Here is a 15336-nt window from a genome sequence, read left to right on the forward strand (position 1 = left end):
ACACGGAGACAACACGTGATCGACTATCAAAGTCTGCGCTTCGACTACCGCCGCCACGCCGACCAGGACGCTGCCACGCCCGCCCATCACCCCGTGGTGATCGTCGGCGCCGGCCCCGTCGGCCTCACGCTCGCCATCGACCTCGCGCTGCGGCAAGTGCCCGTGGTGCTGCTGGACAACGACAACACCCTGTCCAGCGGCTCGCGCGCCATCTGCTTCGCCAAGCGCACGCTCGAAGTGTTCGATCGCCTCGGCTGCGGCGACCGCATGGTCGACAAGGGCGTGTCGTGGAATGTCGGCAAGGTGTTCTTCCACGACGAGCAGGTCTACCGCTTCGACCTGCTGCCCGAGCCCGGCCACGAGCGCCCGGCCTTCATCAACCTGCAGCAGTACTACGTCGAGGGCTACCTCGTCGAACGCGCAGCCACGCTGCCGCTGATCGACCTGCGCTGGAACAACAAGGTCACCGGCATCGCGCAGCGCGGCGACGGCGCGGTGCTCACCGTGGAAACGCCCGAAGGCAGCTACCAACTGCAGGCCGGCTATGTCGCCGCCTGCGACGGCTCGCGCTCCAACCTGCGCCAGATGCTGGGCCTGGAGGCCAAGGGCCGCGTCTTCCGCGACCGCTTCCTGATCGCCGACATCACGATGGATGCGCACCTCCCGACCGAGCGCCGCTTCTGGTTCGACCCGTCGTTCCATCCGGGCCAGAGCGTGCTGCTGCACAAGCAGGCCGACGGCATGTGGCGCATCGACTTTCAGCTCGGCTGGGACGCCGACCCGGTGGAAGAACGCAAGCCCGAGAACATCACCCCGCGCGTGCGCGCGCTGCTCGACAGCATCGGCTTCGAGGGCGTGCAGTTCCAGATCGGCTGGGCCAGCGTCTACACCTTCGCCTGCCAGCGCATGGAGCGCTTCCGCCACGGCCGCGTGCTGTTCGCGGGCGACTCGGCGCACGGCGTGTCGCCCTTCGGCGCGCGCGGCGCCAACTCGGGCGTGCAGGATGCGGACAACCTTGGCTGGAAGCTCGCGGCCGTGGTGCAGGGCCAGGCGCCCGACGCGCTGCTCGACAGCTACGCCAGCGAGCGCGAGTTCGCGGCCGACGAGAACATCCGCAACTCCACCCGCGCCACCGACTTCATCACGCCCAAGAGCGAGGTGAGCCGCCTGTTCCGCGACGCGGTGCTGGAGCTGACGAAGCGCCACGCTTTCGCGCGCACGCTGGTCAACAGCGGCCGGCTGTCGGTGGCCACAGTGCTGCGCGATTCGCCGCTCAACACGCCGGACGCCGACGCCTTCTCGGGCGCGATGGTGCCGGGCGCCGCCGCGGCTGACGCACCCGTGGTGCACTCGGACGGCAGCACCGGCTGGCTGCTGCGCGAATGCCACGTCTCGCAGTTCACCGCGCTGGTTTTCGGCGAGGGCGAGGCGGCCGAGCGCAGTCTCGCCGAGCTGAAGGCCAGCGATTTGCCACTGCACGTGGTGCGCGTCGAGGACGGCGCCAAGGGCAGCGAGCTCGCCATGCAGCGTTACGACGCCCGGCCCGGCACCGTGTACCTGCTGCGGCCCGACCAGCATGTGTGCGCGCGCTGGCGCCAGCCCGCGGCGGCGGACATCCGCGCGGCCATCGACCGCGCACTCGCGAAGGCGTGAAGAACACCATGCAGCAACAACACCTGATCACCGCGCCGAACCTCGACGCCCCCGACGACTTCTACGAAGCGCTCATCGAGGCGCACCAGGGACTCTCCACCGAGGAGAGCCACGCCTTCAACGCGCGCCTCGTGCTCGTGCTGGCCAACCACGTCGGCTCGCTAGCCGTGCTGCGCGAAGCCTTCGAGGCGGCCCGCGCGGGCTGAGCACCACCGCATTCCAACCTCATCGCGACTCCCGAAAGAGCAAGCACATGACCCAAGCAACCCCGTCCTCCGAACGGCGCTACCAGAGCGGCTTCGGCAACGAATACGCCTCCGAGGCCGTACCCGGCGCGCTGCCGCAGGGCCGCAACAACCCGCAGCGGGGCCCCTTCGACCTCTACACCGAACTGATCTCCGGCACCGCCTTCACCGCGCCGCGCCATGAGAACCGCCGCAGCTGGCTGTACCGCCGCCAGCCCTCGGTGGTGTCGGGCCGCTACCAGCCGTATGCGCAGGCGCACTGGACCACCGGCGCCGACCGCGGGATCGCGCTGCCGCCCGAACCGCTGCGCTGGCACCCGCAGCCGCTGGACGGCGCGGCCGAAGCCGACTTCATCGACGGCATGCACACCATCGCGGCCAATGGCGATGCGGAGTCGCAGGTCGGCATCGGCTCGCTGATGTACCTCGCGGGCCGCTCGATGGAGCGCCGCGCCTTCGTCAACGCCGACGGCGAGATGCTGCTCGTGCCGCAGCAGGGCCGCCTCGTCATCACCACCGAACTCGGCGTGCTCGACGTGAAGCCCGGCGAAATCGCGCTGCTGCCGCGCGGCATGGCCTTCAAGGTGGCGCTGCCCGACGGTCTCTCGCGCGGCTACGTGTGCGAGAACTATGGCGCGCACTTCCGGCTGCCGGAGCTTGGGCCGATCGGCTCGAACGGCCTGGCCAACGCGCGTGACTTCCAGGCGCCGGTGGCCGCCTTCGAATCGGAAGAAGGCGCCTACGAGATCGTCAAGAAATTCGGCGGCCGCTTCTGGCAGGCGCCGATGAAGCAGTCGCCCTTCAACGTGGTGGCCTGGCACGGCAACCTGTCGCCGGTGAAGTACGACACGGCGCACTTCATGGTGATCGGCTCGATCAGCTTCGACCATCCCGATCCGTCGATCTTCACCGTGCTGACCTCGCCCAGCGACACGCCGGGCACGGCCAACTGCGACTTCGTGATCTTCCCGCCGCGCTGGATGGTCATGGAGAACACCTTCCGTCCGCCATGGTTCCACCGCAACCTGATGAGCGAGTTCATGGGCCTGGTGCTGGGCGAATACGACGCCAAGCCGGGCGGCTTCAAGCCCGGCGGCGCGAGCCTGCACAACTGCATGGTGCCGCACGGGCCGGACGAGGAAGCCTTCGACAAGGCCACGCACGCCGACCTGAAGCCGCACAAGCTGGACAACACGCTGGCCTTCATGTTCGAGAGCCGCTACCGCTTCATTCCGACGAACTTCGCGCTGAAGAGCCCGGCGCTCGATACCGACTACGCAGACTGCTGGGCAGGCCTGCAGGACCAGTTCAAGGCATGAAGACGATGTTCACCCTCACGCGCCGCGCTGCGGCCGTGGCATTGCTGGCCGCGCCCCTGTTCGCCCAGGCGGCCGACTATCCGTCGAAGCCCATCCGCTTCATCGTGCCCTACACCCCCGGCGGCACCACCGACCTGGTGGCACGCACCGTGGGCCAGAAGGTGTCGGAAAAACTGGGCCAGCCCGTGCTGATCGACAACCGCGGCGGCGCGGGCGGCAACATCGGCATGGACGCGGTGGCCAAGGCCGCGCCCGACGGCTACACCATCGGCTTCGGCGCGATCTCGACCAATGCGCTGAACCCGCACATCTACAAGTCGATGGCCTTCGATCCGCGCAAGGATTTCACCGCCATCAGCCTCTTGGGCACCTCGACCATCGTGCTCGAAGTGCCGGCGGCCTCGGCCGTGAAGTCGGTGCCCGAGCTGATCGCGGCCGCGAAGAAGACCCCCGGCCTGCCCTACGCCACCGCGGGCGCCGGCACCTCGATGAACCTGGCCGGCGTGATGTTCGCGCAGATGACCGGCACCGAACTCGTGCATGTGGCCTACAAGGGCAGCGGCCCGGCCATCACCGACATGCTGGGCAACAACATCGGCGTGATGTTCGACAACCTGCCGGCCTCGCTGCCGCACATCCAGGCCGGCAAGCTGCGCGCGCTGGCGGTGGCGGGGCCGACGCGCTCACCTTCGCTGCCCGACGTGCCGACGATGGCCGAGGCGGGCCTGAAGGGCTATGCGCTGGAGCCATGGTTCGGCGTGTACGGGCCGGCGAAGCTGCCGGCGCCCGTGGTGAAGGCGCTGAATGAAGCCTTTGTCGAAGCGCTCGCGATGCCGGATGTGAAGGCCAAGCTGGCACAGGCCGGCTTCTCGCCGCGCGGCTCGACGCCGCAGGAGCTGACGACGCTGACCGACACCGAATACAAGCGCCTGGGTGACGTGGCCAAGAAGGCCGGCATGACCGCAGACTGATCAGACAGACAAACAGACATCGAGCAGAAAGACATCCATGACCGCACTGAACGCCACCCATGACCCGAAGCTGCGCAGCTGGGTCGCATCGGCCAACGAGGCCGGCTGCGACTTCCCGATCCAGAACCTGCCCTTCGGGCGCTTCCGCGCCGCCGGCAGCAATGAAGCCTTCCGCATCGGCGTCGCCATCGGCGACCAGGTGCTGGACCTGCGCGCGGCAGGCCTCGTCGACACCGACGACATGAACACCCTGATGAACGCCGGCACCAAGGAGCGCCAGGCACTGCGCGCCGCCATCTCGGCCGGCCTCGCCGAAGGCAGCGACAGGCAGGCGGCCTGGTCGAAGGCGCTGCTGCCGCAGGCCAGGGCTGAGATGACCGTGCCCTGCCGCATCGGCGACTACACCGACTTCTACACGGGCATCCATCACGCGACCACCATCGGCAAGCTGTTCCGCCCCGACCAGCCGCTGATGCCCAACTACAAATGGGTGCCCATCGGGTATCACGGCCGCGCATCGTCCATCGGCGTGAGCGGCCAGGTCTTCAAGCGCCCGCAGGGCCAGACCAAGGCGCCCGATGCCGAGTCGCCGAGCTTCGGCCCGTCGAAGCGGCTGGACTACGAGCTGGAACTGGGTTTTTTCATCGGTCGCGGCAATGCGCAGGGCGAGCCCATCGCCATCGCCGATGCCGAGGAGCATCTGTTCGGCGTGACGCTGCTCAACGACTGGTCGGCGCGCGACCTGCAGGCCTGGGAATACCAGCCGCTCGGCCCCTTCCTCTCGAAGAACTTCGCGAGCACGCTGTCGCCCTGGATCGTGACGATGGAGGCGCTGGCACCATTCCGCGCGAAATTCGAGCGCCCCGCCGGAGACCCGCAGCCGCTGCCGTACCTCGACTCGGCGTCGAACCGCGAGAGCGGCGCGCTGGACATCACGCTCGAAGTGCTGCTGCAGACCGCGAAGATGCGCGCCGAGGGCGTGGCGCCCGTGCGCCTCACGCGCGGCAACACCACCGAAGCCGCCTACTGGACGGCCGCGCAGCTGGTTGCGCACCACACGGTGAACGGCTGCAACCTGCAGCCGGGCGACATGCTGGGATCGGGCACGCTGTCGGGCCCCAAGGCCGACGAGGCGGGCTCGCTGATCGAGCTGACGCTGGGCGGCAAGCAGCCGATCACGCTGCCGAACGGCGAGAAGCGCACGTTCCTGGAGGACGGGGATACGCTGGTGATGCGTGGCTGGTGCGAACGTGACGGTGCGGTGCGCATCGGCCTGGGTGAAGTCACTGGCACGATAGCCTGAGGCTCCCGCGTTGTCCCCTCTCCCTCTGGGAGAGGGCCAGGGTGAGGGCAGCCGGCCTTGCAACATCGCGCGGACTTCATTGCCGCTCACCCTCACCCCAACCCTCTCCCCTGGGGGAGGGGGAGAGGGAGCAAGAGATCAGGGCGCGGCTGCAGGAGCCGCCGCAGCGGCAGGCCACGCCACTTCGCTCGCCACGCGCGGCTTGCCCATCGGCGCGGCGGCCTTGCCGATCTTGATCGCGGCCATGTCGGCTTCGCTCGGGTATTGGTCCATCAACCAGTAGTCGAACACGCGGCGCGCAATGGGCGCCGCGGCGCCAGCGCCCCAGCCTGCGTTTTCCACGATCACCGCGACCGCGATCTTCGGATCGTTCACCGGCGCGAAGGCCATGAACAGCGCATGGTCGCGCTGATGCTCTTCGAGTGCGCGCGCGTTGTACTTGGTGTTCTGCGCCTGCGTCACCGCCTGCGCCGTACCTGTCTTGCCGGCTGCCTGGTAGCCCGCGCCCGCGAACACGCTGCGCGCAGTGCCGCTGGTGACCACGCTGGTCAGGCCCTCGCGGACCACCGTCACGTTGGCTGCGGCGAAGCCGAGGTTTTCCGCCGGCGGCTGCGGCAGCGGCACCACCTGTCCGCTCACCGTGTTGCGCGTGGCCAGCACGAGGTGCGGCTTGTGCTTCATGCCCCCGTCGGCCACGATGGACGTGGCCTGCGCGAGCTGCAGCATCGTGAAGGCGTTGTAACCCTGGCCGATGCCCAGCGAGATGGTCTCTCCCGCGTACCATTTTTTCTGCTCGGGCCGCTTGTAGGTATTGCGCTTCCACTCGGTGCTCGGCAGCACGCCGCGCACTTCGCCGCCCAGGTCGATGCCGGTGATCTGGCCGAAGCCCAGCGGCTTCATGAAGTCGTGGATCAGGTCCACGCCCATTTCGTTGGCCAGCGAGTAGTAATAGATGTTGCTCGACAGCTGGATCGAGCGGCGCATGTCGACGCCCCCGATGTTGCCTTCGGGGCTGCCGAAGCGGTGGCCGCCGAAGTTGAAATAGCCCGGGTCGTTGATCACCACGCTGGGCCCGCGCTTGCCGGTCTGCAGTGCGGCGAGCGCCATGAAGGGCTTGTAGGTCGAGCCGGGCGGGTAGGTGCCGCGCAGCGCGCGGTTCAGCAGCGGTTTGTCGATGGACTCGGTCAGCGCCGCCCAGCTTTCGTTGTCGATGCCTTCGACGAACAGGTTCGGATCGAAGGTGGGCTTGCTCACGAAGGCCAGCACCTCGCCGGTCTTGGGGTCGATGGCCACCAGCGCGCCACGGCGGTCGCCGAACATGTCTTCCACCAGCTTCTGCAGCTTGATGTCGAGCGACAGCATCACCGTGTTGCCCGGCGTGGCGGGGTGGCTCGCGAGCCGGCGCACGGCGCGGCCTCCGGCCGAAGTTTCCATCTGCTCGACGCCGGTCAGGCCATGCAGCGTCTTCTCGTAGCTCTGCTCGATGCCGAGCTTGCCGATGTAGTCGGTGCCCTTGTAGTTGGCCTGGTCTTCCTCGTCCCAGTCTTCCATCGCGGTCTTCTCGCGCTGGTTGATGCGGCCGATGTAGCCGAGCACGTGCGAGGCCAGCTCGCCCTGCGGGTAGTTGCGGAACAGGCGCGCCTTGATCTCCACGCCCGGAAAACGGTAGCGCTGCGCCGCGAAGCGCGCGACTTCTTCGTCGCTCAGGCGGGTGCGAATCGGAATGGAGTCGAAGCTGCGCGAATCCTCGCGCAGGCGCTTGAAGCGGCGGCGGTCGCGCGGCGAGACTTCGAGCACCTGGGTCAGGCTGTCGATGGTTTCCTCGACGTCGCCCACCTTCGAGGGCGTGATCTCCAGCGTGTAGGCCGAGTAGTTGGAGGCCAGCACGATGCCGTTGCGGTCGAGGATCAGGCCCCGGTTGGGCACCACCGGCACGATGGCCGTGCGATTGCTCTCGGCCTGCTCGGCCAGGTCTTCGTGGCGCACGACCTGCAGGTACACCAGCCGCGCGCACAGCAGGCCGAAGGCAAACAGCACAGCAAGACCGATGACGATCACGCGGCGCTTGAAGCGCGCAAGGTCGGCGGCTACGTTGCGGATTTCGGTCATGGCGGAGGGAGCTTAGGCGCGCGCAGGTGCGATGGCAAATGCGCCTCCCGAGCCGAACGGAAGCGGCGCGGACTCATCGCGAAACACGGCGGAACGGGCTTTGCCCGGCCGCTGGTGTTGCCCCCGGCGAGGGGGTTGGCGAAGCGACACGAAGTGCGCGAAGCCTGGGGGAGCGCTCATAGCGGACGGTTCTCGTCGGGTTCCGGGGTGCGGCGTTGCGGCGCCAGCAGCAAGGCGGTGACCAGTGGCCAGAGCGCAGCCTCGATGGCAGGCGAGATCAGCACCGTCCAGCCCGGGAACACGCCGCCGCCGACCATCCGCGTGATGACCTCGATCAGCTGCGACAGCGCGAACAGCGGCAGCACCTGCAGCGCCTGCGACGCCACCGGGTACCAGAGCAGGCGCCGGTGGATGGTGATCGCAAAGAAGCCCAGCGTCGTATAGGCCAGCGCGTGCTGGCCCAGCATCGAGGCCTGGTGCACATCCATGCACAGCCCGAACACGAAGGCCGCGCCGACGCCCACGCGTGCGGGCTGGTGCACGCCCCAGAACACGATCACCAGTGCCAGCAGGTCGGGCATCCAGACGGCGCGGCCGATGGGAATCATGTTGACGAGCAGCGCCACGATGAGGCTCGACCACATGAAGACGGGGCTGACGGGCAGCAGGAGCTGCTGCTGGCCGGGACGCTTGATCATTGGCGCGCTCCCGGCTTCTTCTCGTTCTTGCCCGCGCCGGGCTTGCCTTCAGGCCGCTTGCGCTGCGTGGCCGCCGCGGGCGCGGGCGGTGGCGCCATCGGGGCACCGGTGGGTTCGAGCACCAGCACATAGCGCGCAGCCGTCACGTGGGCCAGCGGCACGCAGTAGATGCGGGCGAAGGCGGAGTCGGCGCGGCGCTCGATGCGCTCGATCTTGGCCACCGGCAGGCCGGCGGGGTAGATGCCGTCGACGCCGCTGGTGGAGAGCAGGTCGCCCTCCTGCAGGTCGGCATTGGCGGCCATGAAGCGCAGCTCCAGCCCGCCGCCGTGGGCCGAGGCGTCGCCGAAGGCCACGCTGCGCACACCGGTGCGGGTGTTCTGCACGGGAATGGAGAGGTCGCGGTCGATCACCAGCGTGACCTCGCTCGTGAAGGGCAGCACCTGCGTGACCTGGCCGAGCACGCCGCGCGCGTCGATCACCGGCGAGCCGGGTGCCACGCCCTGGGTCATGCCCTGGTCGATGACGATCTTGCGGGTGTAGGGGTCGGCCGCGTCGTAGAGCACCTCCGCCGCGCGGCCCGGCGTCGTGGTTGTCTGGCGCAGTTCGAGCAGCTCGCGCAGGCGGGCGTTGTCCTGCGACAGCGTGTCGGCCTGGGCGGCGCGTTCGGCCTGCATCATCAGCGCCTTGCGCGCGTCTTCCTCGTTGCGCTGGGCGGTCTGCAAGTCTTCGAGATAGCGCCCGCCGCCGAGCACGGCCTGCACCGGCTTCATCGCCACCCATTGCACCGGGTAGAGCACCGCGCCGATGCCTGCACGGATCGGCTGCACGATGCGGAAGCGTGAATCGGCCACCATGAGGAACAGGGCGAGCGCGCCGAAGAAGATCAGCTTGCTGAGTGCCGACTGCCCCTGGTTGAACAGGGGTGGCGCTGTGCGATCGAGCGTGCCCAGAGGCATGAATTCAGACCCGGCGGTGGTGCGGAATCAAATAACAAAAAGCCGGCCTGCGCAAGCAGAGGCCGGCCGATGATGGCTTTCGCGTTTTACTCGCTCGTGAAGATGCTGCCGAGACGGTCCATGCGCTCGAGCGCGATGCCGCAGCCGCGCACCACGCAGGTCAGCGGGTCTTCGGCCACCAGCACCGGCAGGCCGGTTTCCTCGGCCAGCAGGCGGTCGAGGTCTCGCAGCAGCGCGCCGCCGCCGGTCAGCATCATGCCGCGCTCGGCGATGTCGGCGCCCAGCTCGGGCGGTGTCTGTTCCAGCGCGTTTTTCACGGCCGAGACGATGTTGTTGAGCGGATCGGTCAGGGCTTCCAGCACTTCGTTGCTGCTGATGGTGAAGCTGCGCGGCACGCCTTCGGACAGGTTGCGGCCCTTGACTTCCATCTCCTTGACTTCGGAGCCCGGGAAAGCCGAGCCGATGTTCTTCTTGATGACTTCGGCCGTCGGCTCGCCGATCAGCATGCCGTAGTTGCGGCGGATGTAGTTGATGATGGCTTCGTCGAAGCGGTCGCCGCCCACGCGCACGGAGCCCTTGTAGACCATGCCGCCCAGGCTGATGACGCCCACTTCGGTGGTGCCGCCGCCAATGTCCACCACCATCGAGCCCGAGGCTTCGCTGACGGGCAGGCCGGCGCCGATGGCCGCGGCCATGGGTTCCTCGATGAGGTAGACGGAGGTGGCGCCAGCGGCTTCGGCCGCGTCCTTGATGGCGCGGCGCTCGACCTGGGTCGAGCCGCAGGGCACGCAGATGATGATGCGCGGGCTCGGCGTGAGCAGCGTGCGCGGGTGCACCATCTTGATGAACTGCTTGATCATCTGCTCGGTGATCACGAAGTCGGCGATCACGCCGTCCTTCATCGGGCGGATCGCCTCGATGTTGCCGGGCACCTTGCCCAGCATGGCCTTGGCTTCGCGGCCGACGGCCTGGATCACCTTCTTGCCGTGGGGGCCGCCTTCGTGGCGGATAGCGACAACCGAGGGTTCGTCCAGCACGATGCCCTTGTTGCGGGCGAATATCAGGGTGTTGGCGGTGCCGAGGTCGATCGCAAGGTCGGTGGAAAAGTACCGACGGAAAGCTCCAAACATGTGCGGAATCCTCTGAGCACGGCCTGCGCATCGGCAGGTCGTCGCTCTATTTTTTGGGTCGTGTGACGGGGTGAATTGATCGTTTTTGGCGCAAAAGCCGGCGTGTTCGCGGGGGTTGCGGCAAAGGCGGGATAATAACCGAATCCCCTCTGATTCCTGTATTAGCACCCGTTTCGGCGTGCGATTACCCCCGCTTTTTTTGGCCGTCCCGACCTATGTCACTCTCCGCTTCAGATATTGCGCGCATTGCCTCGCTGGCGAGGCTGCAGCTTGCCTCCGATGAAAGCGAGCGCATGCTCAGCCAGATCAACGGCTTCTTCGATTTAGTCGAACGTATGCGTTCCGTGGACACCACCGGCGTCGAGCCGCTGGCCCATCCCGTGGCCGCGCTCGAAGACATCACGCTGCGCCTGCGCGACGACGTGGTGAGCGAACCAAACAACCGCGAAGCCAACCAGAAGAGCGCCCCGGCCGTCGAAGCCGGCCTGTTCCTCGTGCCGAAGGTGATCGAATAATGAGCGGCGAACAATTGCACCAAATGGGCGTGGTCGCCCTGGCCCGCGCCCTGGCCGAACGCAAGGTCTCGGCCGTCGAAGCCTCGCAGGCGTTCCTGGGCCGCATGAAGGCGCACGAATCGCTGGGTACTTTTGTCGACATCAATGAAGAAGTCACGCTGGCCCAGGCCCGCGCCGCCGACGCGCTGATCGCCAAGGGCAATGCCCCCGCGCTGGCCGGCGTGCCGATCGCGCACAAGGACATCTTCGTCACCACCGATTTCGCCACCACCGCCGGCTCGAAGATGCTCGCGGGCTACCGCTCGCCCTTCGACGCCACCGTGGTGCGCCGCCTGGCCGAAGCCGGCGCGGTCACGCTCGGCAAGCTGAGCTGCGACGAATTCGCGATGGGCTCGGCCAACGAGAACGTCGCCGTGCCCGCCGTGGGCCACGACAAGGTCGTGCCGGTGCAGAACCCGTGGAACCGCGAGCGCATTCCGGGCGGCTCGTCCGGCGCCAGCGCAGCGGCCGTCGCGGCACGCCTGGCCCCCGCGGCCACCGGCACCGACACCGGCGGCTCGATCCGCCAGCCCGCATCGTTCTGCGGCGTGACCGGCATCAAGCCCACCTACGGCCGCGCCTCGCGCTACGGCATGGTGGCCTTCGCATCGAGTCTCGACCAGGCCGGCCCGATGGCCCGCTCGGCCGAGGACTGCGCGCTGCTGCTGTCGGCCTTCTGCGGCCCCGACCTGGACCGCGATTCCACCTCGCTCGACAAGCCCGCCGAGAACTTCGGCCGCTCGCTGAACGACTCGCTCGAAGGCCTGCGCATCGGCGTGCCGAAGGAGTTCTTCGGCGAAGGCGTGGCGCCCGGCGTGCGCGCGGCCATCGACGCAGCGCTCTCGCAGTACGAGAAGCTCGGCGCAAAGCGCGTCGAGGTCACGCTGCCGCGCACCGAGCTGTCGATTCCCGTGTACTACATCATTGCCGCGGCCGAGGCCTCGAGCAACCTGAGCCGCTTCGACGGCGTGAAGTTCGGCCACCGCGCCAAGGACTTCATCGACCCCGCCAGCGACAAGAGCGCGCTCACGCAGATGTACGAACGCACACGCGCCGAAGGCTTCGGCGACGAAGTGAAGCGCCGCATCATGATCGGCACCTACGTGCTCTCGCACGGCTACTACGACGCCTACTACCTGCAGGCGCAGAAAGTGCGCCGCATGATCGCCGACGACTTCCAGCAGGCCTTCAAGCAGTGCGACGTGATCGCCGGCCCCGCCGCGCCCACCACCGCATGGAAGCTCGGCGAACACGGCGGCGACCCCGTGGCCGACTACCTGGCCGACATCTTCACGCTGCCCGCATCGCTCGCCGGTCTGCCCGGCATGAGCGTGCCTGCTGGCTTCGACGGCGGCATGCCCGTGGGCCTGCAGCTGATCGGCAACTACTTCGGCGAAGCGAAGCTGCTGAACGCAGCGCACCGCTTCCAGCAGGCCACCGACTGGCATGCACGCACGCCTGAAGGTTTTTGAGATGAGCGAGACAGTGAACACATTCGAAGCACAACAACAAGGCCGCCCGACCGGCCCGCTGGTGCGCGGCTATGAAGTCATCATCGGCTTCGAGACGCACGCCCAGCTGTCGACCGCGAGCAAGATCTTCAGCCGCGCCTCCACCGCCTTCGGCGCCGAGCCCAACACGCAGGCCTGCGCGGTCGACCTCGCGCTGCCCGGCACGCTGCCCGTGATGAACAAGGGCGCGGTCGAACGCGCCATCAAGCTCGGCCTGGCGCTGGGCTCGCACATCGCGCCGCGCAGCGTGTTCGCGCGCAAGAACTACTTCTACCCCGACCTGCCCAAGGGCTACCAGATCAGCCAGTTCGAGATTCCCGTGGTGCAGGGCGGCTCGGTGTCGTTCTTCGTGCGCGAGGAGCAGAAGACGGTGCGCCTCGTGCGCGCCCACCTCGAGGAAGACGCGGGCAAGTCGCTGCACGAGGACTTCGTCGGCCAGAGCGGCATCGACCTGAACCGCGCCGGCACGCCGCTGCTGGAGATCGTGACCGAGCCCGACATGCGCTCCACCGCCGAGGCCGTGGCCTATGCGAAGGAGCTGCACAAGATCGTCACCTGGATCGGCATCTGCGACGGCAACATGCAGGAAGGCAGCTTCCGCTGCGACGCCAACGTGTCGGTGCGCCGCCCCGGCGAGAAACTCGGCACGCGCCGCGAGATCAAGAACCTGAACAGCTTCAAGTTCATGCAGCAGGCGATCGACTACGAGATCCGCTGGCAGATCGACGAGATCGAGGACGGCCGCGCCATCGAGCAGGCCACGGTGCTGTTCGACCCCGACACCGGCGAGACGCGCGCCATGCGCGCCAAGGAAGACTCGGCCGATTACCGCTACTTTCCCGACCCGGACCTGCCTCCGCTGGTGATCGCGGCCGACTGGATCGAGCGCGTGAAGGCCACCATGCCCGAGCTGCCGCGCGCGATGGCCGAGCGCTATGTGCGCGACCACGGCCTGTCGGAATACGACGCCGCGCAGCTCACGCAGAGCGCCGCGCTCGCCGGCTACTTCGACGAAGCCGTGAACGCGGGCGCCACGCCCAAGCTCGCGAGCAACTGGATCACCGGCGAGATGGCGCGCCGCCTGAACGCCGCCGAGATCGGCATCGAGGCCGCGCCGGTGAAGGCTCGGCAACTGGCCCAGCTGGTGAAGCGCATCGCCGACGGCACGCTGCCGAACAACGCCGCGCGCCAGGTGTTCGAAGCGCTGTGGACCGGCGAAGGCAGCGATGTCGATGCGATCATCGAGGCCAAGGACCTGAAGCCGATGGCTGACACCGGCGCGCTCGACAAGATCCTGGACGAGGTGATTGCGAAGAACGCGAAGAACGTCGAGGAATACCGCGGCGGCAAGGAAAAAGCGCTCAACGCGCTTGTGGGCCAGGTCATGAAGGCCAGCGGCGGCAAGGCGAACCCCGCGCAGGTCACCGAACTGCTCAAGGCCAAGCTGGCCTGATCAAAAGAAACCCGGGGCCTTGCGCAAGGCCCCGGCCGTTTCAGCGAGGATTTCCGCCGTTCTGCGGCGACCAGAGCATCTTCAAGCGCGTGCGCTCTTCATCGAAGCGCGCATTCACCCGCTTCTTCTCTTCTTCCTGCTCGCCGATGAAGCGATTCTGCACCGCCACGCTCTGCTTGTTGTCATCGAGCCTGCGGCGCACCGCGCCCGGCGCTTTGCTCGTGTCCTGCTTGTAGAACTCGAGCTCCTCGTCGATCTTCTTGCGGTCTTCGCCGAGTTCGGCGATGCGCTTCTTCGCGGCCTGCGTCACTGCGTCGATCTGTGATAGCGCCTCGGCGCGTTCGCGGTCGTGCGTGGCGGCATTGGGGTAGCGCACCAGCAGGGCCCGCTCGCGGCGGCGCTCGTCGGTCTGGCGCGCGGCCTGGATGGCGGCCTCGCGGGCGCGGTCTTCGCGCTCCTGCAGTTCGCGCGCGGTATAGGTCGGCTCGACCTTGCGGCGGGTGGAGCCGCTCGGGTTCAGTTCGCGCTGCTCGCGGTCGCTGCACTCGGCAATCGGCCTGTCGGCGGTCAGCGTGCGGCCGCGGGCGTCGGTGCAGGTATAGATGCCGGGGGAGGCGCCCTCCACTTTCGGGGATTGCGCCTGCAGCGCGCCGCAGAACGAAGCAACCACCAGGAAGAGCGAGGCCGACGCCAACCGGCGGATCGGCAGACCAGGGGCGCTTGCGTCGTGCATCGGGCGGCCTTGCCTCAGCTGGCGCCGTAGCGCGTGCGGTAGGCCAGCACGCGCTCGCGGTGCGCGCCCAGGTCGGCCGCGGCATTGCCCGAGAGGTAGCTCAGCAGGTCGTCCAGCGTGGCGATGGCGATCACCGACAGGCCGAGCTGGTTGCGCACGTACTGCACGGCGCTGTGGTCCACGTCGACGCCGTTCTCGGTCGCCTTCTCCTGCCGGTCGAGCGCGATGGCCACGGCATGTGGCGTGGCGCCGGCCGCCTGGATCGCCGCAATCGACTCGCGCACCGCGGTGCCGGCCGACATCACGTCGTCGACGATCAGCACGCGGCCCTTGAGCGGCGCGCCCACGAGGTTGCCGCCTTCGCCGTGCGCCTTGGCTTCCTTGCGGTTGTAGGCAAAGGGGTAGTTGCGTCCGCGCCGCGCGAGTTCCGCGGCTACCGTGGCGCCCAGCGGGATGCCCTTGTAGGCGGGGCCGAAGATCATGTCGAATTCGAGCCCGCTCTCGATCAGCCGGTCTGCATAGAATCCGGCGAGCCGGGCGATCTTGCCGCCGTCGTCGAAGAGCCCCGAATTGAAGAAATACGGGCTCATCCGGCCGGCCTTGGTCTTGAATTCGCCAAAGCGCAGCACGCCGGCATCCAGGGCGAACTGGACGAAGTCCTGTGCAACCGCGCTGCTTTTCTCACCATCTACAGCCATCGG

At 67.9% G+C, this 15336-nt stretch carries 14 protein-coding genes; 8 read left to right on the forward strand and 6 right to left on the reverse strand.

The features are described from left to right. Positions 1 to 15 precede the first annotated feature (15 nt). From ASD05_RS04010 to fahA, 5 genes are read left to right on the forward strand one after another with little or no spacing between them, the layout of a single operon-like run. A complete protein-coding gene (locus tag ASD05_RS04010; RefSeq protein WP_056588010.1) occupies positions 16 to 1653 on the forward strand; it encodes an FAD-dependent oxidoreductase in 1638 nt (545 codons plus the stop codon). Between the two features lie 8 nt (positions 1654 to 1661). Further along, a complete protein-coding gene (locus ASD05_RS04015) occupies positions 1662 to 1859 on the forward strand; it encodes a DUF2783 domain-containing protein (RefSeq protein ID WP_056588412.1) in 198 nt (65 codons plus the stop codon). Positions 1860 to 1906: 47 nt separating this feature from the next. Next, positions 1907 to 3217, forward strand: coding sequence for a homogentisate 1,2-dioxygenase (gene hmgA, locus ASD05_RS04020; protein ID WP_056588014.1), 1311 nt, complete (start codon positions 1907 to 1909; stop codon positions 3215 to 3217). Next, a complete protein-coding gene (locus ASD05_RS04025) occupies positions 3214 to 4188 on the forward strand; it encodes a Bug family tripartite tricarboxylate transporter substrate binding protein (protein WP_056588017.1) in 975 nt (324 codons plus the stop codon). The genes hmgA and ASD05_RS04025 overlap by 4 nt, the downstream gene beginning before the upstream one ends. A 37-nt stretch (positions 4189 to 4225) precedes the next feature. Continuing rightward, complete coding sequence (gene fahA / locus ASD05_RS04030; protein ID WP_056588021.1) at positions 4226 to 5491, forward strand: fumarylacetoacetase; 1266 nt, start codon at positions 4226 to 4228, stop codon at positions 5489 to 5491. Between the two features lie 138 nt (positions 5492 to 5629). Here fahA and mrdA read toward each other — a convergent pair whose 3' ends face one another. The 4 genes from mrdA to ASD05_RS04050 all read right to left on the reverse strand — a co-directional run bounded on the left by mrdA (position 5630) and on the right by ASD05_RS04050 (position 10384). Beyond that, entirely contained in the window at positions 5630 to 7600 is a 1971-nt protein-coding gene (mrdA, locus tag ASD05_RS04035; RefSeq protein WP_056588025.1) for a penicillin-binding protein 2, read from the reverse strand. A gap of 176 nt (positions 7601 to 7776) precedes the next feature. Next, positions 7777 to 8298 carry a rod shape-determining protein MreD gene (gene mreD, locus ASD05_RS04040; protein ID WP_056588027.1) on the reverse strand — a complete coding sequence of 174 codons (522 nt, stop codon included), beginning with the start codon at positions 8296 to 8298 and terminating at the stop codon, positions 7777 to 7779. Next, positions 8295 to 9254, reverse strand: coding sequence for a rod shape-determining protein MreC (gene mreC / locus ASD05_RS04045; protein WP_056588030.1), 960 nt, complete (start codon positions 9252 to 9254; stop codon positions 8295 to 8297). Before mreC ends, mreD begins: the two co-directional genes overlap by 4 nt. An 86-nt stretch (positions 9255 to 9340) precedes the next feature. Next, positions 9341 to 10384 (reverse strand): rod shape-determining protein, encoded by a 1044-nt coding sequence (locus tag ASD05_RS04050; protein WP_007833435.1) that lies wholly within the window; start codon positions 10382 to 10384, stop codon positions 9341 to 9343. Positions 10385 to 10599: 215 nt separating this feature from the next. On the opposite strand from ASD05_RS04050, the gene gatC reads away from it, so the two are divergent. Genes gatC through gatB form a run of 3 tightly spaced genes read left to right on the forward strand, consistent with a single transcriptional unit; the run spans position 10600 to position 13902 of the window. Beyond that, positions 10600 to 10899, forward strand: coding sequence for an Asp-tRNA(Asn)/Glu-tRNA(Gln) amidotransferase subunit GatC (gene gatC / locus ASD05_RS04055; protein ID WP_056588033.1), 300 nt, complete (start codon positions 10600 to 10602; stop codon positions 10897 to 10899). Continuing rightward, positions 10899 to 12410: an Asp-tRNA(Asn)/Glu-tRNA(Gln) amidotransferase subunit GatA gene (gene gatA / locus ASD05_RS04060; RefSeq protein ID WP_056588036.1), complete on the forward strand. Its 1512-nt coding sequence runs from the start codon at positions 10899 to 10901 to the stop codon at positions 12408 to 12410. The genes gatC and gatA overlap by 1 nt, the downstream gene beginning before the upstream one ends. A 1-nt stretch (position 12411) precedes the next feature. After that, complete coding sequence (gatB, locus tag ASD05_RS04065; RefSeq protein WP_056588039.1) at positions 12412 to 13902, forward strand: Asp-tRNA(Asn)/Glu-tRNA(Gln) amidotransferase subunit GatB; 1491 nt, start codon at positions 12412 to 12414, stop codon at positions 13900 to 13902. Between the two features lie 40 nt (positions 13903 to 13942). Here gatB and ASD05_RS04070 read toward each other — a convergent pair whose 3' ends face one another. Both ASD05_RS04070 and pyrE read right to left on the reverse strand, forming a co-directional pair. Next, positions 13943 to 14635, reverse strand: a complete 693-nt coding sequence (locus ASD05_RS04070) for a DUF4124 domain-containing protein (RefSeq protein ID WP_056588042.1) — start codon at positions 14633 to 14635, stop codon at positions 13943 to 13945. 14 nt (positions 14636 to 14649) lie between these two features. Continuing rightward, positions 14650 to 15333, reverse strand: coding sequence for an orotate phosphoribosyltransferase (gene pyrE, locus ASD05_RS04075; RefSeq protein WP_007838033.1), 684 nt, complete (start codon positions 15331 to 15333; stop codon positions 14650 to 14652). Positions 15334 to 15336: the final 3 nt, after the last annotated feature.

The sequence above is a fragment of the Variovorax sp. Root434 genome (genome assembly GCF_001426595.1).
GTDB lineage: Bacteria > Pseudomonadota > Gammaproteobacteria > Burkholderiales > Burkholderiaceae_C > Variovorax.